The 24,566-nt window shown below is 54.9% G+C and carries 23 protein-coding genes; 15 read left to right on the forward strand and 8 right to left on the reverse strand.

Annotated elements, in window-relative coordinates; all coding sequences use genetic code 11:
* The first annotated feature begins 2 nt into the window (after positions 1-2).
* Genes OGY18_RS18650 through acpT form a run of 9 tightly spaced genes read left to right on the forward strand, consistent with a single transcriptional unit; the run spans position 3 to position 8,084 of the window.
* Positions 3-425, forward strand: a complete 423-nt coding sequence (locus OGY18_RS18650) for an acyl-CoA thioesterase (RefSeq protein WP_003827529.1) — start codon at positions 3-5, stop codon at positions 423-425.
* A complete protein-coding gene (locus tag OGY18_RS18655; protein ID WP_003827526.1) occupies positions 422-1,027 on the forward strand; it encodes a LolA family protein in 606 nt (201 codons plus the stop codon). The genes OGY18_RS18650 and OGY18_RS18655 overlap by 4 nt, the downstream gene beginning before the upstream one ends.
* Complete coding sequence (locus tag OGY18_RS18660) at positions 996-3,317, forward strand: MMPL family transporter (protein ID WP_191235941.1); 2,322 nt, start codon at positions 996-998, stop codon at positions 3,315-3,317. The genes OGY18_RS18655 and OGY18_RS18660 overlap by 32 nt, the downstream gene beginning before the upstream one ends.
* Positions 3,310-3,894 carry a DUF3261 domain-containing protein gene (locus OGY18_RS18665; protein ID WP_003827523.1) on the forward strand — a complete coding sequence of 195 codons (585 nt, stop codon included), beginning with the start codon at positions 3,310-3,312 and terminating at the stop codon, positions 3,892-3,894. Before OGY18_RS18660 ends, OGY18_RS18665 begins: the two co-directional genes overlap by 8 nt.
* Before the next feature lies 1 nt (position 3,895).
* Entirely contained in the window at positions 3,896-5,065 is a 1,170-nt protein-coding gene (locus OGY18_RS18670) for a beta-ketoacyl-[acyl-carrier-protein] synthase family protein (protein WP_003827522.1), read from the forward strand.
* Positions 5,062-5,538, forward strand: a complete 477-nt coding sequence (locus OGY18_RS18675) for a hotdog family protein (RefSeq protein ID WP_003827520.1) — start codon at positions 5,062-5,064, stop codon at positions 5,536-5,538. Before OGY18_RS18670 ends, OGY18_RS18675 begins: the two co-directional genes overlap by 4 nt.
* A complete protein-coding gene (locus OGY18_RS18680; RefSeq protein WP_003827518.1) occupies positions 5,535-6,266 on the forward strand; it encodes a 3-ketoacyl-ACP reductase FabG2 in 732 nt (243 codons plus the stop codon). The genes OGY18_RS18675 and OGY18_RS18680 overlap by 4 nt, the downstream gene beginning before the upstream one ends.
* On the forward strand, positions 6,263-7,492 hold the full coding sequence (locus tag OGY18_RS18685) for a beta-ketoacyl-ACP synthase (protein WP_003827516.1): 1,230 nt from the start codon (positions 6,263-6,265) through the stop codon (positions 7,490-7,492). Before OGY18_RS18680 ends, OGY18_RS18685 begins: the two co-directional genes overlap by 4 nt.
* 1 nt (position 7,493) lies before the next feature.
* Complete coding sequence (gene acpT / locus OGY18_RS18690; RefSeq protein WP_003827514.1) at positions 7,494-8,084, forward strand: 4'-phosphopantetheinyl transferase AcpT; 591 nt, start codon at positions 7,494-7,496, stop codon at positions 8,082-8,084.
* Here acpT and OGY18_RS18695 read toward each other — a convergent pair.
* Complete coding sequence (locus OGY18_RS18695) at positions 8,076-8,582, reverse strand: phenolic acid decarboxylase (RefSeq protein WP_008786388.1); 507 nt, start codon at positions 8,580-8,582, stop codon at positions 8,076-8,078. The genes acpT and OGY18_RS18695 overlap by 9 nt on opposite strands.
* A 99-nt stretch (positions 8,583-8,681) precedes the next feature.
* On the opposite strand from OGY18_RS18695, the gene OGY18_RS18700 reads away from it, so the two are divergent.
* Positions 8,682-9,542 carry a LysR family transcriptional regulator gene (locus tag OGY18_RS18700; RefSeq protein ID WP_286553966.1) on the forward strand — a complete coding sequence of 287 codons (861 nt, stop codon included), beginning with the start codon at positions 8,682-8,684 and terminating at the stop codon, positions 9,540-9,542.
* 91 nt (positions 9,543-9,633) lie between these two features.
* Positions 9,634-10,035, forward strand: coding sequence for a nickel-responsive transcriptional regulator NikR (nikR, locus tag OGY18_RS18710; RefSeq protein WP_003827507.1), 402 nt, complete (start codon positions 9,634-9,636; stop codon positions 10,033-10,035).
* A gap of 104 nt (positions 10,036-10,139) precedes the next feature.
* Here nikR and OGY18_RS18715 read toward each other — a convergent pair whose 3' ends face one another.
* From OGY18_RS18715 to OGY18_RS18730, 4 genes are all read right to left on the reverse strand, one after another.
* The gene (locus tag OGY18_RS18715; RefSeq protein ID WP_063941408.1) at positions 10,140-11,264 is read right to left on the reverse strand and encodes an ABC transporter permease; all 1,125 of its coding nucleotides are present in this window, start codon (positions 11,262-11,264) and stop codon (positions 10,140-10,142) included.
* On the reverse strand, positions 11,264-14,011 hold the full coding sequence (gene rbbA, locus OGY18_RS18720; RefSeq protein WP_286549303.1) for a ribosome-associated ATPase/putative transporter RbbA: 2,748 nt from the start codon (positions 14,009-14,011) through the stop codon (positions 11,264-11,266). The genes OGY18_RS18715 and rbbA overlap by 1 nt, the downstream gene beginning before the upstream one ends.
* Complete coding sequence (locus tag OGY18_RS18725; protein ID WP_003827499.1) at positions 14,008-15,075, reverse strand: HlyD family secretion protein; 1,068 nt, start codon at positions 15,073-15,075, stop codon at positions 14,008-14,010. Before OGY18_RS18725 ends, rbbA begins: the two co-directional genes overlap by 4 nt.
* Positions 15,076-15,478: 403 nt before the next feature.
* Positions 15,479-16,672, reverse strand: a complete 1,194-nt coding sequence (locus OGY18_RS18730; RefSeq protein ID WP_008786394.1) for a BaiN/RdsA family NAD(P)/FAD-dependent oxidoreductase — start codon at positions 16,670-16,672, stop codon at positions 15,479-15,481.
* Between the two features lie 229 nt (positions 16,673-16,901).
* On the opposite strand from OGY18_RS18730, the gene pitA reads away from it, so the two are divergent.
* Positions 16,902-18,401, forward strand: a complete 1,500-nt coding sequence (gene pitA, locus OGY18_RS18735; RefSeq protein ID WP_003827471.1) for an inorganic phosphate transporter PitA — start codon at positions 16,902-16,904, stop codon at positions 18,399-18,401.
* A gap of 64 nt (positions 18,402-18,465) precedes the next feature.
* On the opposite strand, the gene uspB is transcribed toward pitA, so the two are convergent.
* Positions 18,466-18,801 carry a universal stress protein UspB gene (gene uspB, locus OGY18_RS18740; protein WP_003023371.1) on the reverse strand — a complete coding sequence of 112 codons (336 nt, stop codon included), beginning with the start codon at positions 18,799-18,801 and terminating at the stop codon, positions 18,466-18,468.
* Between the two features lie 393 nt (positions 18,802-19,194).
* Here uspB and uspA point away from each other — a divergent pair, with 393 nt between their 5' ends.
* On the forward strand, positions 19,195-19,632 hold the full coding sequence (gene uspA / locus OGY18_RS18745; protein WP_003023368.1) for a universal stress protein UspA: 438 nt from the start codon (positions 19,195-19,197) through the stop codon (positions 19,630-19,632).
* Positions 19,633-19,913: 281 nt separating this feature from the next.
* Positions 19,914-21,386, forward strand: a complete 1,473-nt coding sequence (gene dtpB / locus OGY18_RS18750) for a dipeptide/tripeptide permease DtpB (protein ID WP_003827469.1) — start codon at positions 19,914-19,916, stop codon at positions 21,384-21,386.
* A gap of 87 nt (positions 21,387-21,473) precedes the next feature.
* On the opposite strand, the gene OGY18_RS18755 is transcribed toward dtpB, so the two are convergent.
* Entirely contained in the window at positions 21,474-21,977 is a 504-nt protein-coding gene (locus OGY18_RS18755; protein ID WP_003023361.1) for an RrF2 family transcriptional regulator, read from the reverse strand.
* A gap of 232 nt (positions 21,978-22,209) precedes the next feature.
* On the opposite strand from OGY18_RS18755, the gene OGY18_RS18760 reads away from it, so the two are divergent.
* On the forward strand, positions 22,210-23,409 hold the full coding sequence (locus OGY18_RS18760) for an NAD(P)/FAD-dependent oxidoreductase (protein ID WP_286553967.1): 1,200 nt from the start codon (positions 22,210-22,212) through the stop codon (positions 23,407-23,409).
* Between the two features lie 406 nt (positions 23,410-23,815).
* On the opposite strand, the gene rsmJ is transcribed toward OGY18_RS18760, so the two are convergent.
* On the reverse strand, positions 23,816-24,565 hold the full coding sequence (gene rsmJ / locus OGY18_RS18765) for a 16S rRNA (guanine(1516)-N(2))-methyltransferase RsmJ (RefSeq protein ID WP_003827462.1): 750 nt from the start codon (positions 24,563-24,565) through the stop codon (positions 23,816-23,818).
* Between the last annotated feature and the right edge of the window lies 1 nt (position 24,566).

Here is a 24,566-nt window from a genome sequence, read left to right on the forward strand (position 1 = left end):
GGGTGCTTAACGATCCCCGCTTTACGGCTGAAGTCGAGCTAACTATTCCGTTTCACGACGTCGATATGATGGGCGTAGCGTGGCATGGTAACTACTTCCGTTACTTCGAGATTGCCCGTGAGGCACTGCTGAACCAATTCGATTATGGCTATCGGCAGATGAAAGAATCTGGCTATCTGTGGCCCGTGGTCGACACTCGGGTGAAGTATCGCAATGCGCTGACTTTCGAGCAGCGTATCCGTGTACGCGCCCAAATTAAAGAGTACGAAAATCGCCTGCGTATCGGCTACGAAATTTTTGATGCCGAAACAGGTAAACGCGCCACAACAGGCTACACCATCCAGGTCGCCGTCGACGAAAAAAGCCGTGAACTGTGCTTTGTCAGCCCGGATATTCTGTTTGAACGGATGGGAGTGACACCATGAAATTATGGCCATTGCTCGTGCTGCTCGTCAGCCCTTTCGTCAGTGCCCTGACGCTCGACTCCCTACAACAGCGTTTTACCGAACAACCGGTGGTTCGCGCCCACTTCGATCAAACCCGGACGATAAAGGATCTGCCGCAGCCGCTGCGATCTCAGGGCAAGATGTTGATCGCCCGCGACCAGGGGTTGCTGTGGGATCAAACCTCCCCGTTCCCGATGCAGCTGCTGCTGGACGACAAACGGATGGTTCAGGCAATTAACGGTCAACCACCGCAGACCATTACCGCTGAGAATAACCCGCAAATGTTCCAGTTTAATCATCTGCTACGGGCGTTATTCCAGGCGGATCGTAAAGTGCTGGAACAAAACTTCCGCGTGGAGTTTGCAGACTTAGGAGAAGGTCGCTGGACGCTACGCCTGACGCCAATCACCACACCGCTGGATAAGATTTTTGCGACGATTGATTTAGCCGGAAAGACTTACCTGGAGAGCATTCATCTCAACGATAAGCAGGGGGATCGCACCGATATCGCGCTTTCCCAACACCAACTAACGCCAGCGCAACTGACCGATGACGAACGCCAACGCTTTGCCGCCCAGTAAACGCCCCGCGCTGTTATGGGGAGTCGTCTGCCTGCTTCTGCTGGGCATCTTTCTGACGTTGCTACCTCAGGCCCGCCTTAACAGCAGCGTGCTGGCCATGTTGCCAAAGCAGACGCTGGGCGCTATACCTCCGGATCTGAACGAGGGATTTATGCAGCGCCTTGACCGTCAGGTGGTCTGGCTGGTGAGTCCCGGTAAGCAACCGGACCCAGCGATAGCCCGGGACTGGCTGGCTTTACTGCAAAAATCGCACGCGCTAGCCCAGGTAAAAGGTCCAATGGATGCCGACAGCCAGCAGGCCTGGGGGGCATTCTTCTGGCAACATCGTAACGGACTTATAGATAACGAGACCCGCGCCCGGCTGCAAAACGGCGGCGAAGCACAGGGCCAGTGGATCCTGTCCCAACTTTACTCCGCATTCTCCGGCGTCAGTGGCAAAGAGCTACAAAACGATCCTTTCATGCTGATGCGAGGCTCGCAGCTGGCCATGGCCAAAACCGGGCAGCGTCTGCGCCTGATGGACGGCTGGCTTGTCACCCAGGATGAGCAAGGCAACTATTGGTATCTGTTACATGGCGAGTTGACCGGCTCATCGTTTGATATGCAACAGACGCATCAATTGGTCACCACGCTGAATACGCTGGAAGGTGAGCTCAAAGCCCACTATCCACAGGCTCAACTGCTGTCTCGCGGGACGCTGTTCTATAGCGATTACGCCAGCCAGCAGGCGAAACAAGATATCTCTACCCTCGGCATAGCCACTGTGCTCGGGGTGATCCTGCTCATCGTGGCTGTATTTCGTTCGCTGCGTCCGCTGCTGCTGTGCCTGATTTCGATTGGCATTGGTGCGCTGGCGGGGACCGTCGTCACGCTGCTGATTTTTGGCGAGCTCCATCTGATGACGCTGGTGATGAGCATGAGCATCATCGGTATTTCCGCCGACTATACGCTCTACTATTTGACCGAACGGATGGTGCACGGTGCGGAAACATCGCCATGGCAAAGCCTTGCCAAAGTGCGCAATGCCCTGCTCCTGGCTCTACTCACCACCGTAGCGGCTTATCTGATTATGATGCTGGCCCCCTTCCCCGGTATTCGCCAGATGGCGGTATTCGCGGCGGTAGGTCTGAGCGCCTCCTGCCTGACGGTCATTTTCTGGCACCCGTGGTTGTGTCGTCGGTTGCCGGTACGCCCAGTGCCGGCAATGGTACTCATGCTACGCTGGCTTGCTGCATGGCGGCGGAATAAGAAATTATCCGTTGGCCTGCCGGTGGCGCTGGCGTTGTTCTCGTTGGCAGGTATGGCGACGCTACGCGTAGACGATGATATCTCCCAGTTACAGGCGCTGCCGCAGGAAATTCTTGCTCAGGAAAAAGCAATTACCGCCCTGACCGGGCAAAGCGTCGACCAGAAGTGGTTTGTGGTGTACGGCAAATCCGCTCAGCAAACGCTGGAGCGGCTGGAAACCTTTATCCCCGCGCTGGAACAGGCAAAAAAAGACGGGTTACTCAGCGGATATCGCACCATTCCGCTGAATTCACTCGCCCGGCAACAGCAGGATCTGTCTCTGCTAAAAGATGCCGCGCCCGCCATCACGAAAGCCTTAAACAACGCCGGTCTGGCAACGGTGAACCCCGATCTTAGCGCCATGCCCGTAACCGTCGATGCCTGGCTTGCCAGCCCGGCCAGTGAAGGCTGGCGCTTGCTATGGTTGTCTCTGGCTGATGGCGAAAGCAGCGTACTGGTTCCCGTTGAAGGGGTGAAACAAAGTGATGCTTTAAATACGCTCAGCGCGAAATATTCCGGCGTGGCGTGGGTGGATCGTAAGAGCAGCTTTGACAACCTGTTTGCCCTTTATCGCCATATTCTGACCGGTCTGCTGTGCATTGCGCTGGCGGTGATTGCCTGTGGCGCCGTCATTCGGCTTGGCTGGCGTAAGGGCTTAATTAGCCTGGTCCCCTCAGTGCTGTCTTTAGGTTGCGGTCTGGCGGTACTGGCCCTGAGCGGTCATGCGCTCAACCTGTTCTCGCTGCTGGCACTGGTGCTGGTACTGGGAATTGGCATTAACTACACGCTGTTTTTTAGTAATCCACGCGGTACGCCACTGACATCACTGCTGGCTATCACGCTGGCGATGATGACCACGCTCCTGACGCTCGGCATGCTGGTCTTTAGCGCCACTCAGGCAATCAGCAGTTTTGGCATTGTGCTAGTGAGCGGTATTTTCACCGCCTTCCTGCTGTCACCGCTGGCTATGCCAGGAAAAAAGAGAAAAAAAGAAGATGATTAAACAGACATTCTGGCGTACCGCTGCGCTCGTCGCCACGTTGCTGCTGGCCGGTTGCAGCCACTCGCAGCCGGAACAGAAAGGCCGCCCGCAAGCCTGGTTAGAGCCGGGGACTCGTGTAACGCTACCTGCCCCGGGGATTTCTCCCGCGGTGAATTCACAACAGCTACTAACCGGAAGTTTCAACGGCAAAACTCAGTCACTGTTGGTCATGCTCAATGCTGATGACAAGAAAATCACACTTGCCGGGCTGTCATCAGTCGGCATTCGCCTGTTCCTCGTGACTTACGATGAAAAAGGACTGCACACCGAGCAATCGATCATCGTTCCACAATTGCCGCCAGCCAGCCAGGTGCTGGCTGACGTGATGCTCAGTCACTGGCCGATTAGCGCCTGGCAACCGCAATTACCCACAGGCTGGACGCTCGTCGATACGGGTGACACGCGTGAGCTGCGCAATGCCCGCGGCAAAGTGGTCACGGAAATCACGTATCTGAATCGAAAAGGAAAACGCGAACCGATCAGCATTGAACAGCACGTTTTTAAATACCACATCACCATTCAATACTTGGGTGACTGAGATGATCTACATTTCTGCCGTTGGCATGATTAATGCGTTGGGCAATAACACTGATGAAATCGCAGCCAACCTCACTCGTGGCGTAGCGCCGGGAATGCGCCCGCGCACGGGCTGGCTGCAAGGACACCCATCCGCAGTGTTAGCAGGCGTTGACGGTGAGCTGCCCGCTATTCCTCAGCACTTTAGCGCTCATCGTTCGCGCAACAACCAGCTATTGCTGGCAGCACTGATGCAAATCCAGCCACAGGTGGACGACGCTATCGCCAGATTTGGTCGCGATCGTATTGCTGTTGTTCTCGGCACCAGCACCTCCGGTCTGGATGAGGGTGACGTTCACGTAGATTTGATGCTCAACGGCAAAGAGAGCACTGACTGGCGCTATCCGCAACAGGAACTGGGCGATCCGTCGCGTTTTCTTAGCCACTGGCTGGCGCTGGATGGCCCGGCCTTTACGCTCTCAACCGCCTGCTCGTCCAGTGCAAGGGCTATCATGAGCGGACGTCGTTTGATCGAATCAGGTCTGGTCGATATCGCCATTGTCGGCGGTGCGGATACGCTAAGCCGAATGCCAATCAACGGATTCCACAGTCTGGAATCACTCTCCCCAACGCTGTGTCAGCCGTTTGGCCGCGACCGTTGTGGGATCACCATTGGCGAAGGCGCCGCATTGATGGTATTAACCCGCGAGCCACAGCCTATCGCGCTCCTTGGCGTCGGCGAATCCAGCGACGCGTACCATATTTCGGCTCCCCATCCACAGGGGGAAGGTGCCATTCGCGCCATCGGCCAGGCGCTTAACGACGCAGGAATGACGCCGGAACACGTGGGCTATATCAATCTGCACGGAACCGCCACACCGTTAAATGATCAGATTGAGTCCAACGTCGTGAGCGCGCTATTTGGCGAAACGGTCCCGTGCAGTTCAACCAAACATCTGACCGGGCACACGCTGGGCGCTGCGGGGATCACCGAAGCAGCGATCAGTATGCTGATTCTGCAACGCGAACTGCCGCTGCCACCGCAGGATTTTAGCCAATCGCCACGCGATGAAACATTGCCAGCCTGCGGCATCATTGAACAGCCGCAGTCGCTGACTCGCCCGGTTATCTTGTCTAATTCGTTTGCCTTCGGTGGCAATAATGCCAGCATCCTGCTCGGGAGAACCTCATGAGCCACTTTTTACCACCGGGTGACTATTTACCGCATGATGCGCCGATGCTGCTTCTTGAAGAGGTCGTCAGTGTGGCGGACGAAACCGCCACCTGCCACGTGACGGTATCAGCAAACAGCGTACTGGCCCCTTTTCTCGACCCTGATGGCAATCTGCCTGGCTGGTTCGCACTAGAACTGATGGCGCAGACCATTGGCGTCTGGTCTGGCTGGCACCGCCAGCAACAAGGTCAGGCGAGTATTACGTTAGGCATGGTACTGGGCGCACGTGAGTTAGTCTGTGCTACAGGTGTTCTGCCTGCCGGGAAGAAGCTGAGCATCCATGTCAAATTGCTGATGCAGGATGCACGATTCGGTAGCTTTGAATGTGCTATCCAGGCAGACAACGAGACGCTGGCAACCGGTCGAGTCAACACCTTCCAGCCGACATCAGAAGAAATTAACACGCTATTTCAACAAGGAGCGTCCACATGAGCCGTTCAGTTTTAGTTACGGGTGCCAGCAAAGGTATCGGTCGCGCCATCGCCAGACAACTGGCCGCGGACGGTTTTGTGGTCGGCGTACACTATCATCGCGATGTGCAAGGAGCACAAGAAACGCTGGATGCTATCCTCGCCGCTGGCGGCGTAGGGCGCCTGTTGACATTTGACGTTGCCAATCGCGAGCAGTGCCGTGAAATACTGTCGCAAGATATTGAGGCAAACGGCGCATGGTACGGCATTGTCAGCAACGCTGGAGTCACTCGGGATGCCGCTTTCCCTGCGCTCAGTGATAACGACTGGGATTCGGTGATCCATACCAACCTCGACAGCTTTTACAACGTCATTCATCCGTGCATTATGCCGATGATCAGCGCACGCCAGGGGGGCCGTATCATCACACTGTCTTCGGTTTCGGGCGTGATGGGCAACCGCGGTCAGGTCAATTACAGTGCGGCAAAAGCCGGAATTATTGGTGCCACCAAAGCGCTGGCTATCGAACTGGCAAAACGCAAAATTACCGTAAACTGCATTGCGCCGGGACTCATTGATACCGGGATGATCGAGATGGAAGAAGCCGCATTGAAAGAGGCGATGTCGATGATTCCCATGAAACGAATAGGTCAGGCTGAAGAAGTCGCCGGGCTTGCCAGTTATTTAATGTCGGATGTGGCGGGCTATGTAACTCGCCAGGTGATTTCCATCAATGGAGGGATGTTATGACACGTCGTGTCGTGATTACAGGCATGGGCGGCGTCACCGCCTTTGGGGAAAACTGGCAGGCTGTCTCCGCCAGGTTATTGGCATATGAAAATGCGGTACGCAAAATGCCGGAGTGGCAGGTTTATGACGGACTGCACACACTGCTGGGAGCGCCGATCGACGACTTCACTCTGCCGGAACACTATACCCGCAAGCGAATTCGCGCCATGGGGCGTGTATCGCTGATGTCCACCCGCGCAACAGAGCTGGCGCTTGAGCAGGCCGGGCTGATTGGCGATCGGGTACTGACTAACGGTGAAACCGGGATCGCTTATGGTTCATCAACCGGTAGTACCGGTCCAGTGAGCGAGTTCGCGACCATGCTGACCGAGAAACACACCAATAACATCACTGGCACGACCTACGTGCAAATGATGCCGCATACCACTGCCGTTAACACCGGATTGTTTTTCGGTCTGCGTGGGCGCGTCATCCCGACATCCAGCGCCTGCACATCCGGTAGCCAGGCAATTGGTTACGCATGGGAAGCCATTCGACACGGTTATCAAACGGTGATGGTCGCCGGCGGTGCAGAAGAGCTGTGTCCTTCCGAAGCCGCCGTGTTTGATACGCTATTCGCGACCAGCCAGCGCAACGACGAACCGAAAACCACCCCCTCCCCGTTCGATGAAAAACGCGATGGTCTGGTCATCGGAGAAGGCGCAGGTACGCTAGTGCTGGAAGAGCTGGAACACGCTAAAGCGCGCGGAGCAACGATTTATGGTGAAATCGTTGGCTTTGCCACTAACTGCGATGCTGCCCATATCACCCAGCCGCAGCGCGAAACAATGCAGATTTGCATGGAAAAATCACTGAATATGGCAGGTATTAGTGCCCGGGATATCGGCTATATTTCAGCGCACGGAACCGCAACCGATCGTGGTGATGTTGCAGAAAGTCAGGCAACCTCTGCAATTTATGGTGATAATGTTCCGCTATCCTCGCTTAAAAGCTATTTTGGACATACCCTTGGCGCTTGTGGCGCACTAGAGGCCTGGATGAGTCTGCAAATGATGCGTGAAGGCTGGTTTGCGCCTACGCTAAATTTGAGTCAGCCAGATGCCAATTGTGGCGCGCTGGATTACATTATGGGTGAAGCCCGCAAGATTGATTGCGAGTTTTTGCAGAGCAACAACTTTGCGTTTGGCGGCATAAATACTTCTATCATCATTAAACGTTGGCCGTGATATGTACCGGATCGTTCTTGGGAAAGTTTCTGTTTTAAGCGCTGGCGCACTGCCTGCCGCACTGAGTGAGCAAGCGCCGCAAGGTGCTCGCCGTGCGCGCTGGCTGGCAGGTCGCGTGCTGCTTTCCCATGCCCTTTCGCCATTACCGGACATCGTCTATGGCGAGCAAGGAAAACCGGCCTTTTCTGCTGACACGCCGCTGTGGTTCAATCTCAGCCACAGCGGTGATGATATCGCCCTGCTGCTCAGCGACGAAGGGGAAGTCGGCTGCGATATTGAAGTCGTGCGCCCGCGCGATAACTGGCAAACGCTGGCAAATACGGTATTCAGTCTTGGTGAACATGCCGAAGTCGAGGCCGAACGCCCGGAGCAACAGCTGGCGGCGTTCTGGCGCATCTGGACGCGTAAAGAAGCTATCGTGAAACAGCGCGGCGGTAGCGCCTGGCAAATCGTCAGCGTCGACAGTACCGCGCTAACTTCCTCACTCTCCGTCAGCCAGTGCCAGCTCGATACCCTGAGCCTGGCGGTGTGCACCCCCACGCCGTTTACCCTGACCGCAGACGCCGTGCAGCGCCTGGAAGCCTTAGCGTAAATTTTCCGGGAAGTTTTTCGGCAGCTCGCTCGCCGCACAGGCAATAACGTCATCGTTGTTCGCGCCGCAGTCACGTACGAAAGTGATGGTCGCGAACTCATCAATCACCTCGGTGGGATACGCCGGGCCGGCATCGCGGTACGACATCATCAGCGGAATATGGTCATTCTGGAAGCAGACCGTTTTTTCCGGATTATTGATCACCCAGCGAGGGAAAAAGATGGTGCCGTGAAAGAGTTTATCACCCAGGTTTACGATCAGGCTGACGTCGGTCCCGGTCGGTTCGGTCCACGAAATTTTATAAACGCTCTCCCCGACCCGCACAATATAGGCCCGCTGATCTTTCACCCAACGATTTCCCACAATACCGCTGTGAATGCGGTAATCCAGCGTAGTGTCGTTTTTCACGTAGATCTCGTAATTCCAGCCATTATCGTAGGTATAGACCAGATGTTTGCCGACAAATCCGCTCAAATCATGTTTATCAAACGCGCTCATATTCGTTCTCCTCTTACTTGATGTGAGGATCTTAACGCTTCAAAAATTGGATGAATAACGCTATGTTTGCATCAAATTCATTCAATTATTAGATGAGTTATGCACAAAACAACCCTCGAGCAGTGGGCCCTATTGGAGAAAGTGGTGGGGCTGGGCAGCTTTGCTAAAGCGGCGGAAGAGACCAACCGTAGCCAGTCTTCGGTGAGCTACAATCTGGCACTGTTGCAGGAGCGGCTTGGCGTAACGCTGCTGACCCCGGAAGGCCGCAGGGCTGTCCTGACCCCGGCCGGAGAGCTATTGCTCAATCAGGTCAAACCGTTGCTGAAGGCCTTTTTATGGGTGGAAACCCGGGCCGCAACGTTACAAAACGGTACGCGAACGCGGCTGGATTTGATGGTAGATAGCATCTTCCCACGCAAACGCCTGTTCGCCATTCTCAAACAGTTTCAGCAGGCCTGGCCGCAAACGCAGGTGCGTCTGACCGAAGTCCTGGAGAATGGTGATGCTCGACTGGCAGCACATGCCGATGCGGACGTAATGGTCCTGACCCGGCGTCAGGATGTCACCGGACGCGGCGAATGGCTGATGAATATTGACTTCGTGGCCGTGGCCCACCGCGATCACCCACTCTGCATGCTGGATGCACCGCTGAATGAAGACGCATTACGCGCCTGGCCGCTGATTCGCATTGCCGATCGCGATAACCCACAACAACCGGCGCGTGATGCCTGGACCTTCTCGACCATTGATGCCGCGATTGATGCGGTGATGTATCAGGTCGGTTACGGCTGGCTGCCTGAGGAACGTATTCAGACGCAGCTTGATCAGGGGCTTTTACGCCCACTGCCGTTAAGCCATGGTGCTCGCCGCGCCACGCCTTTGCATCTGATCGTTAAAGATACGCTTGCCCCGCTGGATGAACAGGTCAGTACTCTGCTGCGTTTATTGCGAGAACATTAACCTTTTCCCCGGATGCCGGACGTGTGTTACAAAATACGCTATTCCCCTTACTCCCTGTGCGCCAACGCGCCACATGAAAGGTTAACTGCAGATGCAACGAGTCACCATTACCCTCGATGACGATTTACTGGAAACGCTTGACGGCCTGAGTCAGCGCCGTGGCTACAACAACCGTTCCGAAGCGATCCGCGATATTCTGCGTGGCGCACTGGCGCAGGAAACTACCCTTGAACACGGCACTCAGGGCTTCGCGGTGCTCTCGTATGTTTATGAGCATGAGAAGCGTGATCTGGCCAGCCGTATTGTTTCTACCCAACACCACCATCACGATTTATCGGTCGCCACGCTGCACGTGCACATCAACCATGACGACTGCCTGGAAATCGCCGTGCTAAAAGGCGACATGGGCGATGTGCAGCATTTTGCCGATGACGTGATTTCCCAGCGCGGCGTGCGCCACGGCCATTTACAGTGCCTGCCGAAAGAAGAGTAATTGCCTGTTTCGTTGCGGGATGCCGGATGGCGGCTACGCCTTATCCGGCCTACGTCTGTTACCGTCTGTAGGCCAGGCAAGCGAAGCGCCCCCGGCAATAATGATTACGCCATCGTGCCAATCGTCTTTCTGAAACGCAGCAGTGCTATCAGGAAGAACGCGCTACCAATCGCCAGCAGCGTCAGAAACTGCGGCCAGACAATGTCAAACCCTGCGCCGCGGTAAAGTATCGCCTGCGCGAGGCTGACAAAATGGGTCGTTGGCATGGTCAGCATAATGTCCTGCACCGCCTGCGGCATGCTTTCACGCGGTGTGGAGCCACCTGAGAGCATCTGTAACGGCAGCAGCACCAGAATCATCAGCAGTCCCAACTGCGGCATGGAACGCGCCAGCGTGCCCATAAAAATGCCGATCGAGGTGGTGGCGAACAGGCTCAGCGCCACGCCCAGCATAAACAACGGAATTGAACCTTCAATCGGCACCCCGAGCACGCCTTTCACCATCAGCATCAGCGACAGACCGGAAACCACCAGCACCACCAGCCCCATCGACCAGATTTTTGCCATCATAATCTCAAACGGCGTCACCGGCATCACCAGCAGATGCTCAATAGTCCCGTGCTCGCGTTCGCGGATCAACGCCGAACCGGTCAGCACAATCGCCAGCATGGTGATGTTATTGATGATCGCCATCACCGCGCCAAAACGGGCGGGTTCCAGATTAGGGTTAAAGCGCATGCGCATTTCCAGTGCCACCGGCGGCTCATTGTTATCGCGGTAACGCGCCACAAAGCTGTTCACCTCGCCGCTGATGATATTCTGGATATAGCTGTTGCCGGTAAACGCCTGGCTCATCCGCGTGGCATCGACGTTAACCTGTATATCCGGTTGTCGTCCGGCCAGCACATCACGCTGAAAGTCAGGCGGAATGTTTACGGCGAAGGTATAGCGCCCGGCGTCCAGCCCGGCATCCATTTCATCGGCAGTGATCATCTCCGGCGGTAAAAACCACGGGCGATAAAAGCTATTCACAATCCGATTCGACAACTGCGACTGGTCCATATCGGCAATAGCAATCGGTGCCAGATGCAGCGAACCCGGCAGGACGGTCGCGGAAGAATAAACCGAAACCGTGAAGGCGAAGACGATCAGCGTCAGCATCGCTTTGTCACCCAGCAGGCTGCGTAACTCTTTGATGCCGAGGTTATAAATATTGCGTAATCGGCGCATCACCCCTCCTGTTTTTTCAGCAGTAATACGCTCAGACCAATCACCACCGGAATGGCTACCGCCAGCGGAATAAACAGCGGCCAGAGATCGGTCAGATCCAACGCTTTAGAGAACGTTCCACGCGCGATGGTCAGAAAATGGCTGGTCGGATAAATTTCACCAATCCACCGACCCGGCCCTTCCAGCGAGGCAACTGGATCGATCATTCCGGAAAACTGCGTCGCCGGGATCAGCGTAATAATCGCCGTACCAAAAATGGCCGCGATCTGGCTTTTCATAAACGTGGAGATTAACAGCCCCAGCCCGGTGGCAATGGTGACGTACAGCAGCGCTGCCAGCGTCAGGGTCACAAAGCTCCCCTTATGCGGGACGCCGAACACAAACACCGACAGCGCGCACAACAGCAGGAAGTTCAGCATACCCAGCACGATGTACGGCAACTGTTTGCCGAGTAAAAACTCGCTGCGGGTCGTGGGCGTAACGTACAGGTTGATAATCGACCCCAGCTCTTTCTCACGCACTACGCTGAGGGCGCTGAGCATGGAAGGGATCATCATCAACAGCAGTGGGATCACTGCCGGAACAATCGCCGGTAGACTCTTCACATCCGGGTTGTAACGATAGCGAGTTTCAATGGTCATCAGCCCGTTTTGCCCGCTGGCATTTGGCTGGCGCGCCATCACATCCTGCAGCCAGGTCTGGTGCATCGCCTGCACGTAACCCCTGACCGTTTCAGCTCGGCTTGGCATTGCGCCATCGACCCAGACGCCAATCTTCACCGGCGTTCCACGCGCGATGTCGCGGCCAAAATTTGGCGGAATTTCAATTGCTACCGCAACTTCGCCTGAGCGCATCCGTTTGTCCAGCTCGTCATAACTGGTGAGCGGCGGTTGCTCGATAAAATAGCGCGAACCCGCCAGATTCAGCGTCCACGCCTGGCTGCTGACGGTCTGGTCACGATCGAGCACCGAAAAACGCAGGTTTTCCACATCCATGCTGATGCCGTAGCCCATGATAAGCATCAGGATCACCGTGCCCATCAGCGCCAGCGTTGAACGTACCGGATCGCGCCGTAGTTCCAGCGCTTCACGGCGGCTGTAGCTGAATAAGCGCCGCAGGCTAAAACCTTGCCGCGGCGGCTTACTGTTTTCATGCACTGTCGGGACATTGGCTGGCGCCAACTGAGTTTCCGGCGCCGGGCCTGCCGCTTCCTGCAACCAGGAGATAAACGCCTCTTCCAGACTGGCAGCTCCACGCTGTTTCACCAGTTCCTGCGGCGTACCGCTGGCCAGTACTTTTCCGGCGTGCATCAGCGACATGCGGTCGCAGCGCTCCGCTTCGTTCATAAAGTGGGTGGAGATAAAAATGGTCACTTTGTCCTGACGCGACAGATCAACCATCAGTTGCCAGAACATATCCCTCGCCACCGGATCGACCCCGGAGGTCGGTTCATCAAGAATGAGCATCTCCGGACGATGGATCACCGCCACCGCCAGCGACAGGCGTTGACGGATCCCCAACGGTAGCGCACCGGGCAGCGCATCTTCGACATCGGTCAGCGAAAAGCGCTCACTCATCTCCTGCACCCGACCAGGGATTTCTGCTTCGGGGATATGGAACAGCCGCGCATGTAGTTCGAGGTTTTGCCGGACGGTCAGCTCGCTGTAGAGCGAAAATGCCTGCGACATATAGCCTACCCGGCGGCGGGTATCGATATTTTTCGGGTCAACCGCTTGCCCAAACAGCCACGCCTCGCCTTCGCTTGCGGGCAGCAGTCCGGTGAGCATTTTCATGGTGGTGGATTTACCGCAGCCGTTGGAGCCGAGAAAACCGAAGATTTCCCCGCGCGGAATGCGGAAGTTAACGTGGTCCACCGCCACAAATTTACCGAAGCGCATGGTCAGGTTTTTCGCCTCGATGGCAATCTCTTCCTGCTCAGCGTGATACGGCGGGATCACTACCGGTTTATGCGCCTGCCGCTGGGCTTCAGGTAACAGCGCGATAAACGCCTGCTCCAGCGTGTTGCTGTTGGTTTGCTCACGTAGCTGCTGCGCGCTCCCGGTGGCTAACACCTCCCCGGCGTTCATCGCCACCAGCCAGTCAAAGCGCTCGGCTTCTTCCATATAAGCGGTCGCAACCAGCACGCTCATGTTGGTCTGCCGCTGGCGAATGCTGTTAATCAGATCCCAGAACTGGGCGCGGGACAGCGGGTCGACCCCGGTGGTGGGTTCATCGAGAATTAACAGTTCCGGGTCGTGGATTAACGCGCAGCACAGCCCCAGCTTTTGCTTCATCCCGCCCGAGAGTTTCCCGGCAGGACGGTCGCGAAACGGTGCCAGTCCGGTGCTATTCAGCAGCTCGGTAATCCGCGCCTCACGCTCCGCTTTGTCATGCCCAAACAGGCGGGCAAAGAAATCGACGTTCTCATATACCGACAGCGTGTGATACAGGTTTTTCCCCAGCCCCTGCGGCATCCAGGCAATGCGCGGGCAGACATCCCGGCGATGTTTTGGGTCGCGCATATCGCCACCCAACACCATCACGTTGCCGTGTTCAATGACCCGCGCGCCGGAGATGAGCGACAGCAGGCTCGATTTTCCGACGCCATCCGGGCCAATCAACCCCACCATACAGCGGGCAGGGATATCCAGCGTGATATTGTTCAGCGCTACCGTTTTCCCGTAATGCTGACTCACGCCGTCAAGGTGCGCCACGGGAGGAACGGGAACCAGCGCCAGATGCGTCATTGCGGCAACCTCACCACCAGGTCGTCAGGCCAGGCGCGACTTTCATCAACACGCACCCACGCCATGCCCGGCAGACCGGTTTTCACGTACTCCAGATGCTGCTGCAACAGCTCTGGCGGGATACGCGCTTTGACGCGAAACATCAGTTTCAGCCGTTCATCGCTGGTTTCGACCGTTTTCGGCGTGAACTGCGCGACGCTAGCCACAAAGCTGATGGTCGCCGGAATACGCAGATCCGGCGCAGCATCCAGCACCAGCCGCGCTTCTCCGCCAATCTTCAGTAAACCAGCCTGTTCGGTTGGCAAGAAGAACGTCATGTAGACATCGCTGAGATCGACCATATTCAGCACGCGACCGCCTGCGGAAAGCACCTCGCCCGGTTCAGCTACGCGGTACTGTACGCGGCCATCGCGCGGGGCTTTCAACTCGCTGTCATCAATATCAGCCGCAATACGACGTTCGGTAGCCTGCGCGGCTTCTACGCGGGTTTGCGCCTGAATGATACTGGTACGAGCGGCTTCAATGGCGGCTTTTGCCGCAGAGACCTGCGCCTTTGCGGATTCCAGTGCAGCGCGTGCGCTTTCTGCCGCAGCCCTGTCGTCATCCAGCTGTTGCTCAGACACAGCCCCACGCTGAGATAGCGAACGGGAGCGGACGTGGCGTTTAGAGACCGACTGCAGTTCCGCCTCACGCTGTTTTACCACCGACTGCGCGGCGCGCATTTCACTTTGCCGCTGCTCTAACAGCGCCCGCGCCGCCGCCACCGCACTTTCGGCCTCTTTGATTTGGGCTACCGCTTCCAGCCGCTGCTCCTGCAGCACGCGGGTATCCATTTTCGCCAGCACTTCGCCCTGACGAACAAACTGCCCTTCCGACACGAGGATCGTGTCAATTCGCCCGGCAATCTTGGTGGCAATATCCACTTCAGTGGCTTCAATTCTGCCGTTGCTGGCTGCAAACCCCTCCGGTATTCCCGCAGGACGAAGCATCCACCATGCTATCGCGGCCACCACGACCAGGATGCCCGCCACCCACCACATCATATGACGTTTAAACTTATCCATATTCGACCCGCCGTAATCCCTGTTATCAAACGATGCGTGTCACAAAGCCCACTGAACAGCTATTCAGCGGGAGATTCCATCCGGGATAAGAAGGAATGAGAAACAATGGCCAGAGAGCAGACAGGCATGCAAGCAACCTGCGCCGCGAAGGAAGTGAATGATGAAAATGCTGTGATATCGGGTAGTAATGTTGTCATCATCAGCGTTCCTGGCCGGAAATGAAACACGCATACTCATTACTGCTGTCTATTGAATACTAACACCTGGATTCAATATGTCTATTCGGTTGTAGCAGGTATGTTGCAGGAAAAAAATCGTGCCCGGCAATCCATTTACCGGGCAAATTTCACAAGTGAGCTTTATGTAAAACGCAGCGGGTCCACGCTCAACGTATCGTCTTCGCTTATTCAGATACCAAATCCTGCGCACATGCCCAGGCACTCGACCATGCCCACTGGAAGTTATAGCCACCCAACCAGCCGGTGACGTCCATCACTTCGCCGATAAAGTAGAGCCCTGGCACTTTGCGGGCTTCCATCGTGCGCGATGACAGCTCGTTAGTATCGACACCACCCAACGTGACTTCAGCGGTACGATACCCTTCCGTACCGTTCGGTTGCACCCGCCACTCGGTCAGCGTTTCAACCAGCGTCTGTTGATCGCGCACGTTAAGCTGCTTCAGAGACACGTCAGGAATTTGCCCTAACTGCTGCAAGCATTCCACCAGACGCTTTGGCAACTGCATTGCTAAGGTGTTCTTTAAGCTCTGGTTAGGATGTGCGCTACGTTGTTCGTCGAGGAAGCTCGCAAGGTCAACATCCGGCAACAAATTAATGCTGACAAATTCGCCTGGCTGCCAAAAACTGGAAATCTGCAAAACAGCTGGGCCCGAAAGTCCTCGGTGTGTAAAGAGCAGATTTTCACGAAATACGGTGCCGTCTTCGGCGGTGATAACGGAGGAGACCGACACGCCAGAGAGCACCTGAAGCTGCTCCAGCAGTGGCTTATGCAACGTAAAGGGCACCAGTCCCGCGCGCGTTGGCAACACCTTCAGACCAAACTGTTCGGCAATTTTATAACCAAACGGCGTTGCCCCCAGACCCGGCATGGAAAGCCCACCTGAAGCGATAACCAGTTTTTTCGTGCCGACCGTCATGCCATTCAGTTCGAGGGTGAAACCTTCATCATCCTGCACCACGCTCAGGACTTCGCTCCGTAACCGCATAGTTACGTTACCTTTTTCACACTCGTCTACCAGCATATCGACAATTTGCTGAGCGGAATCATCGCAGAACAGCTGACCCAGCGTTTTTTCATGCCAGGCAATACCGTGTTTGCCCACCAGGTCGATAAAATCCCACTGCGTGTAACGCGCAAGTGCCGATTTGCAAAAATGGGGGTTTTGGCTCAAATAGGCGGCCGGTTCGACATAAAGATTGGTAAAGTTGCAGCGTCCCCCGCCAGACATGAGAATCTTGCGCCCTGGCTTTTTACCATTATCAATCAGCAGTACTCGACTACCTGCTTGTCCTGCCTGCGCGGCACAAAACATACCCGCTGCGCCAGCGCCTATAATAACGGTATCAAACCTTTCCACGTTGCGATCCTCTCTAAAAAGCGGGTGTGAATTGTAAAGATTCCTCAGTGGTCGCACCAGCACCAAACTACCGATAAAGGGTATTTAACTGAAATATATAGGATAATTCTTTAGTGGTGTAAAACAAAGCAGGAGACAAATCAAAAAAACTCTATATTTCACTTTGCCCGCGCCGCCAAAGTCACTGATAATGCGCCGCGTTCATGTCCTCAAAATGGCGTAACGTCCTATGCTACATTTGTTTGCTGGCCTGGATTTACATACCGGGCTTTTACTATTGCTTGCTCTGGCTTTTGTGCTGTTCTACGAAGCAATTAACGGCTTCCATGACACAGCCAATGCTGTCGCAACCGTGATCTATACCCGTGCAATGCGTTCGCAATTGGCGGTGGTCATGGCTGCGTTGTTCAACTTCTTTGGTGTTTTGCTGGGTGGTCTCAGCGTGGCGTATGCCATCGTGCATATGCTACCAACGGATCTGCTGCTTAATATGGGATCGTCACATGGCCTTGCCATGGTGTTCTCCATGCTGCTGGCGGCAATTATCTGGAACCTGGGTACCTGGTACTTTGGTTTACCTGCATCCAGCTCCCACACGCTGATTGGCGCCATTATCGGTATTGGTTTAACCAATGCACTGATGACCGGCACCTCGGTGGTGGACGCACTTAACATTCCGAAAGTTATCGGTATTTTTGCTTCGCTTATCATCTCGCCAATTGTTGGTCTGGTGGTTGCTGGCGGTCTTATTTTCATTCTGCGTCGCTACTGGAGCGGTACAAAAAAACGTGCCCGTATCCACCTGACGCCAGCAGAACGTGAAAAGAAAGATGGCAAGAAAAAGCCGCCGTTCTGGACCCGTATTGCACTGATCCTCTCCGCTATCGGCGTAGCGTTCTCTCATGGCGCTAACGACGGGCAGAAAGGCATTGGTCTGGTGATGCTGGTGCTGATTGGCGTAGCGCCTGCAGGATTCGTGGTGAATATGAATGCTTCCGGTTACGAGATTACCCGTACCCGTGATGCAATCAATAACGTCGAAGTCTTCTTCCAGCAGCGTCCTGACCTGCTTAAACAGGCCACAGGCGTAGACCAGCTGATTCCGTCCCCGACGGACGCGGCACCTGCGACGACGACAGAGTTCCATTGCCACCCGGCGAATACCATCAACGCGCTGGAACGTGCGAAAGGTATGCTGGCGAACCTGGAAACCTACGACAAGTTAAGCGTCGAACAGCGTGGTCAGCTGCGCCGTATTATGCTGTGCATCTCTGATACCACCGATAAAGTGGTTAAGCTGCCTGGCGTAAGCGCTGACGATCAGCGTCTGCTGAAAAAACTGAAAGCTGACATGCTGAGCACCATTGAGTACGCGCCTATCTGGATCATTATGGCCGTCGCACTGGCGCTGGGTATTGGTACGATGATTGGCTGGCGTCGCGTTGCCACCACCATCGGCGAGAAAATCGGTAAGAAAGGCATGACTTATGCCCAGGGGATGTCGGCTCAGATGACCGCCGCAGTCTCTATCGGTCTCGCCAGCTACACCGGTATGCCCGTTTCCACCACCCACGTTCTCTCTTCTTCCGTTGCGGGGACGATGGTTGTTGATGGCGGCGGATTGCAGCGTAAAACGGTAACCAGCATTCTGATGGCCTGGGTCTTCACCCTGCCAGCTGCGATTATTCTTTCCGGGGTGCTGTACTGGCTCTCCCTGAAGCTTATCTAAGCGAATGCACGGTAAAAAAGCGGGTCAGGAAGCTGACCCGCTTTTTTTGTATCTGTTGTTGGCATCAGTGCCAGATAATCAGCGCAACCATGCTGATTAGCACCAGGCCACATAGCGCGCTGGTGAGAATGAACTGACCGCGAACCCGCTCACAACGGCGAATAAATTCATCATCATGATGATCGCGGTAACGCTGAGCGTAGATATACCACACCAGACGCATCTGCTTGTTCGGTTGCCCATGCGAGGTAAAAAAGCCCCCTCCATCTACATACTGGTAAAGTAATGGATCGCAACCACGAAGTACCACTAACAGTGCGCGTAGCGAAGAAAAATAGCGCGCCATATTAACAATGCAAACGACACATAAAGCCCAGAATAATGCAATGGTGCTTATCATACCTCCTCCCCGGCGACCCGCCCACGGAACTCCTTTCCGGGACTACCGCTCCCCGATACCCTGCCAAACCATTCAATGAAGAGTGCAGCCGAAACCGTTCGTGTTAGTATCACGCATCCGAACGCCTCTTTAGATAGTGTAGGAGATTAGTTAATTTTTTTGCCATAAGGTTAATCGCTATCAATGCAATTAACTAAAAAATTTGTTTAACTATTTGGCAAGCAAGGCGGATTGACGGATTATCCTGGTCGCTATAATGTAAGGATAGTCCTTATATGGTACGTTTTTTACGACTGGGCTAGCCCCGCGCACAAGGTTCGCAGGACGCGGATGACGCGGCGGCATATAACGCCAGCAGGCTAGTCATCGACAACTTATGGAAGGAGTAACACTATGGCTTATAAACACATTCTTATCGCGGTTGATCTTTCTCCGGAAAGCAAAGTTCTGGTTGAAAAAGCGGTTTCTATGGCGCGACCTTACAATGCTAAAGTCTCCCTTATCCACGTTGACGTAAACTATTCCGACCTGTACACCGGGCTCATCGACGTGAATCTGGGCGACATGCAGAAACGCATTTCTGAAGAAACCCACCACGCGTTAACCGAGCTGTCCACCAATGCAGGCTACCCTATCACCGAAACCCTGAGCGGTAGCGGCGACCTGGGTCAGGTTCTGGTTGATGCCATCAAAAAATACGACATGGATCTGGTCGTCTGTGGTCACCACCAGGATTTCTGGAGCAAACTGATGTCCTCCGCGCGCCAACTGATCAACACCGTCCACGTCGACATGTTGATTGTTCCGCTGCGTGACGACGAAGAAGCATAAAATGCTTGCCGCCGGAAGTTAACCCGGCCCACTGCAAGTCGTTAAGCCTGTAAACGCCCGCCTTCGCGGGCGTTTTTGTTTTTATCATTCGGTCACAATTAGTACATCAATCCAACAAACAAATCATAATTAGTGTGATCAACTAATTGGATCGAAAACTATCTCTATAATACTCTACCCTTGCGGCCAATAACCGCAGTCTATAACAAAATAAGACTTTTTCGGCGCGTTTAAGCATACGCGTTCATACTTTTCGGGATGGCTTTGAAAGGCGATGGAATATGAATAAAACTGCACCTACGGGCTTGCTGCAGCAACCTCGTCCGTTCTTCATGATCTTCTTTGTGGAATTATGGGAACGATTTGGCTATTACGGCGTACAGGGCATCCTGGCGGTATTTTTTGTTAAGCAGCTCGGATTTTCACAAGAACAGGCATTTGTCACCTTTGGTGCCTTTGCCGCACTGGTTTACGGCCTGATCTCGATCGGCGGCTACGTCGGCGACCACCTGTTAGGCACCAAGCGCACGCTGGTGCTCGGTGCCATTGTGCTGGCAATCGGCTACTTCATGACCGGGATGTCGCTGCTTAAGCCGGATCTAATCTTTATTGCTTTGGGTACCATTGCCGTTGGTAACGGGCTATTTAAAGCCAACCCGGCAAGCCTGCTGTCAAAATGTTATCCCCCGAAAGACGCCCGTCTGGACGGTGCTTTCACCCTGTTTTATATGTCGATTAACATCGGTTCGCTGCTGTCACTGTCGCTGGCGCCGGTGATTGCCGATAAGTTTGGCTACGCTGTGACTTACAACCTGTGCGGAGCCGGACTAATCGTCGCGCTGCTGGTCTACTTTGCCTGCCGCGGAATGGTGAAAAATATCGGCTCTGAGCCAGACCATAAGCCACTGAACTTCCGTAACCTGCTGTACGTGCTGGCCGGTACGGTAGTGATGGTATTTATCTGCGCCTGGCTGATGCACAACGTGCAGATTGCCAACCTGGTGCTGATCGTCCTGTCGATTGTCGTGACCATCATCTTCTTCCGTCAGGCATTCAAACTGGATAAAACCGGGCGCAACAAGATGTTCGTGGCCTTTATCCTGATGCTGGAAGCGGTGGTGTTCTACGTGCTGTACGCGCAGATGCCGACATCGCTGAACTTCTTTGCGATCAATAACGTACACCATGAAATTCTTGGTTTCGCCATCAACCCGGTGAGCTTCCAGGCGCTGAACCCGTTCTGGGTGGTACTGGCGAGTCCGGTACTGGCCGCAATCTATACCCGTCTGGGCAACAAAGGCAAAGACCTGACCATGCCGATGAAATTTACGCTCGGTATGTTCCTGTGCTCATTGGGCTTCCTGACGGCCGCCGCTGCCGGGATGTGGTTTGCCGATGCACAAGGGCTGACGTCGCCGTGGTTTATCGTGCTGGTGTATCTGTTCCAGAGCCTGGGTGAACTGCTGATTAGCGCCCTGGGACTGGCTATGGTCGCCGCTCTCGTGCCACAACACCTGATGGGCTTCATTCTTGGGATGTGGTTCCTGACGCAGGCCGCAGCCTTCCTGATGGGGGGTTATGTCGCTACGTTCACCGCCGTACCAGAGAACATCACCGACCCGCTGCAAACGCTGCCTATCTATACCAACGTCTTCAGTAAGATTGGCCTTGTCACCCTGGCCGTAACGGTCGTGATGGCGATTATGGTGCCATGGCTGAACCGCATGATTAATACGCCGAGCACCGAGCAATAACCTTCAGTGCCGGATGGCGGCTATTGCCCCTGTCCGGCCTACATTCAACATGCCCGGTCGCCTTGCGCTATCGGGCATTTTCACTCACTACCCTTTACGCGCGTCTATCCACTCCTGCACTTCCACCACAAAAGTGTCCGGTGCTTTACGGTACATTTTGCGCGCCAAGTCCAGAATCGTATGCTGGCCGAGCGCTTCTTCCATTCGCTGCTGAGCCATATCCATTACCGAACGCACACCACAAATGCCTTCACAGGCCCACTCGGGTGGATGCTCCTCAAATACCGCCAGCCGCTGGCGAATTTCACGACATTCAAAGATGCGCTTATCGCCATCAATAGCATTCACCACATCCAGCACCGTGATGTGTTCAGCGGGTTTAGCTAACTGGAAACCGCCACCTTTGCCTTCAATGCTGCGCACCAGACCCGCTTTGGACAGACGGGTGAAAATTTTTGCCAGATAGTCATACGGTACGCTTTGCAGTTCGGCTATTTCCCGCACGCTCATATCCCGCGCGTCGCCCTTACTGTCGACCATACACATCAGGCTATGAATGCCGTACTCAACTCCCGAACTGTAGAATGCCATTCTCTTATCTCAGCCAAAATGAATCTGAGTTTATTGTAGCTTTTTCATCTCATTCATTCCAGACAGCAAAGTAATCCCTTTTCACAAAAGAACTTTAAATACATATTTATCAAACAGATAATCAAAAAACACCACCCTTTGTGGCAAAAAGGATCTCGATCGCATTGCAATTCTTAACTACGACAAATAAAATCCGAGTAAATAATTCGTAGTCACCAGTGAGAAAACCCCAATGCGTAAACAAATTCTGATCGTGGGCGCCGGCTTTGCCGGTATGTGGGCAGCATTAAGCGCCGCACGACTGGCGGATAAACATCAGCAGGCAATTGATATTACAGTAATTGCGCCACAGCCGGAGCTGCGTGTCCGCCCACGCTTTTATGAAAGCGCCGTTCATACGCTGGTCGCACCACTGCAACCGTTGTTTGACGTTACCGGCGTCAACTTCCTGCAAGGTCACGTCGAGCAAATCCTCCCGGACTCTAAAGAGGTGAGCTGGAAAGATGCCAACGGTGACACTCATCTGCGTCGCTATGACCGCCTGGTGATCGCCAGCGGAAGTCACGTAAACCGCGACGCCGTGGCCGGTGCCGCCGAGCACGCGTTTGACCTCGACCAACTTGAGAGCGCCGCCGTACTGGAGCAGCACATTCACGATCTGGCATTACAGCCGGAAAGTGAGGCTCGCAATACGGTCGTGGTCTGTGGTGGTGGTTTCACCGGGATAGAGATGGCGCTGGAATTACCGGGTCGTTTGCGCGAAATATTGGGCGCTGATGCTAAGACCAGAGTTGTCGTAGTTGAATGCGGTGCTCAGCCAGGCGGACGCTGGAGCCAGGAATTACGTGACGTGATTATCGAAGCCTCTGCTGAACTGGGCGTCGAGTGGCTGGTCAATGCGGAAGTAGAAAGCGTGGATGCCTCCGGCGTCACGCTGAAAAATGGGCAGGTGATTGCCTCTCAAACGGTTATCTGGACCGTCGGCGTACAGGCCAATAGCCTGACAGCACAGATTAATGCCCCGCGCGATCGCCAGGGCCGTCTGCATGTGAATACCAATCTGCAGGTTGTGGGTCACGATGATATCTACGCCACTGGCGATGTGGCCTATGCCGCCACCGACGACAAAGGCAACCATGCGTTAATGACCTGTCAGCACGCGATTTTGTTGGGTAAATTTGCCGGTAATAACGCTGCGGCAGACCTGTTAAACGTAACACCACTGCCATATCGTCAGGAAAACTACGTCACCTGCCTGGATCTTGGTGCCTGGGGTGCGGTGTATAGCGAAGGATGGGATCAGCAGGTGAAACTGACGCGCGCAGAAGCGAAGAAGCTGAAGGTGTCGATTGTCAGCGAGCTGATTTACCCACCGAAAGCAGACCGAGCAGTAGCATTTGAGATTGCCGACCCGCTGGCACCGTTTGTTTAATGGATAATGCCGGATGCGGCTAACGCCTTATCCGGCCTACAAAGACACGCTGCCGTAGACCTGATAAGCACAACGCATCAGGCAGTTCAGCGCACCAAGCCGGGATGTGGCCTACAAAGACACGCTGTCGTAGGCCTGATAAGCGCAACGCATCAGGCAGTTCAGCGCACCAAGCCGGGATGTGGCCTACAAAGACACGCTGTCGTAGGCCTGATAAGCACAACGCATCAGGCAGCACAGCGCACCAAGCCGGGATGTGACCTACAAAGACACGCTGTCGTAGGCCTGATAAGCACAACGCATCAGGCAGTTCAGCGCACCAAGCCGGGATGTGGCCTACAAAGACACGCTGTCGTAGGCCTGATAAGCGCAGCGCATCAGGCAGCACAGCGCACAGACCTACAAACTATGCTGTCCCAGCGTAGATATCAAACCGATGCCCTTTCGTCACAACCGCGTTCGGCGTGGCCACATCGGCCAGCGGCGGCGCGTAATCTGGGCGCTTCACCACCACACGTTTGGTGGCCAACTGACGCGCAGGCTCCAGCAGCCCATCCGCATCTAAATCCGGCCCCACCAATGACTGAAACACCCGCATTTCTTTTTTCACCAGCGCGCTTTTCTGCTTATGTGGAAACATCGGATCGAGGTACACCACCTGCGGGCGCGGCGTGATATCGGTTAACGCCGTCAGACTCGACGCATGGATCAGCTGTAAACGTTCCTGCAGCCACGGACCGATTTCCGGGTCGGCATAGCCGCGCGCCAGGCCATCATCAAGCAGGGCCGCAACCACCGGATTACGTTCCAGCATTCGTACGCGGCAGCCTACCGAGGCCAGTACAAACGCATCGCGCCCCAGCCCAGCTGTCGCATCGACCACATCCGGCAGGTAATCGCCTTTAATGCCTACTGCCTTCGCCACCGCTTCACCGCGACCACCACCAAACTTGCGCCGATGGGCCATCGCTCCGCCCACGAAATCGACAAAGATACCGCCGAGTTTGGGTTCATCACGTTTGCGCAGCTCCAGATGTTCCGGCGTCATCACCAGCGCCATCAGGTTATCTTCATCGTGTTCCAGTCCCCAGCGGGCGGCAAGAACAGATAAGGCGCCGTCTCCGGCGCCTGTTTCATCTACTAAGCAGATTTTCACG

Source organism: Citrobacter sp. Cpo142 (assembly GCF_030332425.1).
Classification (GTDB): domain Bacteria; phylum Pseudomonadota; class Gammaproteobacteria; order Enterobacterales; family Enterobacteriaceae; genus Citrobacter; species Citrobacter portucalensis.

What these genes read in the sequence shown, in the direction of transcription:
- dtpB (WP_003827469.1), top strand. Translation starts at nt 19,914, where the DNA reads ATGAATAAAACTGCACCTACGGGCTTGCTGCAGCAACCTCGTCCGTTC.
- OGY18_RS18755 (WP_003023361.1), bottom strand. Translation starts at nt 21,977, where the DNA reads ATGGCATTCTACAGTTCGGGAGTTGAGTACGGCATTCATAGCCTGATG.
- uspA (WP_003023368.1), top strand. Translation starts at nt 19,195, where the DNA reads ATGGCTTATAAACACATTCTTATCGCGGTTGATCTTTCTCCGGAAAGC.
- OGY18_RS18695 (WP_008786388.1), bottom strand. Translation starts at nt 8,582, where the DNA reads ATGAGCGCGTTTGATAAACATGATTTGAGCGGATTTGTCGGCAAACAT.
- rbbA (WP_286549303.1), bottom strand. Translation starts at nt 14,011, where the DNA reads ATGACGCATCTGGCGCTGGTTCCCGTTCCTCCCGTGGCGCACCTTGAC.
- uspB (WP_003023371.1), bottom strand. Translation starts at nt 18,801, where the DNA reads ATGATAAGCACCATTGCATTATTCTGGGCTTTATGTGTCGTTTGCATT.
- nikR (WP_003827507.1), top strand. Translation starts at nt 9,634, where the DNA reads ATGCAACGAGTCACCATTACCCTCGATGACGATTTACTGGAAACGCTT.
- OGY18_RS18670 (WP_003827522.1), top strand. Translation starts at nt 3,896, where the DNA reads ATGATCTACATTTCTGCCGTTGGCATGATTAATGCGTTGGGCAATAAC.
- OGY18_RS18760 (WP_286553967.1), top strand. Translation starts at nt 22,210, where the DNA reads ATGCGTAAACAAATTCTGATCGTGGGCGCCGGCTTTGCCGGTATGTGG.
- OGY18_RS18680 (WP_003827518.1), top strand. Translation starts at nt 5,535, where the DNA reads ATGAGCCGTTCAGTTTTAGTTACGGGTGCCAGCAAAGGTATCGGTCGC.
- OGY18_RS18725 (WP_003827499.1), bottom strand. Translation starts at nt 15,075, where the DNA reads ATGGATAAGTTTAAACGTCATATGATGTGGTGGGTGGCGGGCATCCTG.
- pitA (WP_003827471.1), top strand. Translation starts at nt 16,902, where the DNA reads ATGCTACATTTGTTTGCTGGCCTGGATTTACATACCGGGCTTTTACTA.
- OGY18_RS18715 (WP_063941408.1), bottom strand. Translation starts at nt 11,264, where the DNA reads ATGCGCCGATTACGCAATATTTATAACCTCGGCATCAAAGAGTTACGC.
- OGY18_RS18655 (WP_003827526.1), top strand. Translation starts at nt 422, where the DNA reads ATGAAATTATGGCCATTGCTCGTGCTGCTCGTCAGCCCTTTCGTCAGT.
- OGY18_RS18665 (WP_003827523.1), top strand. Translation starts at nt 3,310, where the DNA reads ATGATTAAACAGACATTCTGGCGTACCGCTGCGCTCGTCGCCACGTTG.
- OGY18_RS18660 (WP_191235941.1), top strand. Translation starts at nt 996, where the DNA reads ATGACGAACGCCAACGCTTTGCCGCCCAGTAAACGCCCCGCGCTGTTA.
- OGY18_RS18675 (WP_003827520.1), top strand. Translation starts at nt 5,062, where the DNA reads ATGAGCCACTTTTTACCACCGGGTGACTATTTACCGCATGATGCGCCG.
- acpT (WP_003827514.1), top strand. Translation starts at nt 7,494, where the DNA reads ATGTACCGGATCGTTCTTGGGAAAGTTTCTGTTTTAAGCGCTGGCGCA.
- OGY18_RS18700 (WP_286553966.1), top strand. Translation starts at nt 8,682, where the DNA reads ATGCACAAAACAACCCTCGAGCAGTGGGCCCTATTGGAGAAAGTGGTG.
- OGY18_RS18685 (WP_003827516.1), top strand. Translation starts at nt 6,263, where the DNA reads ATGACACGTCGTGTCGTGATTACAGGCATGGGCGGCGTCACCGCCTTT.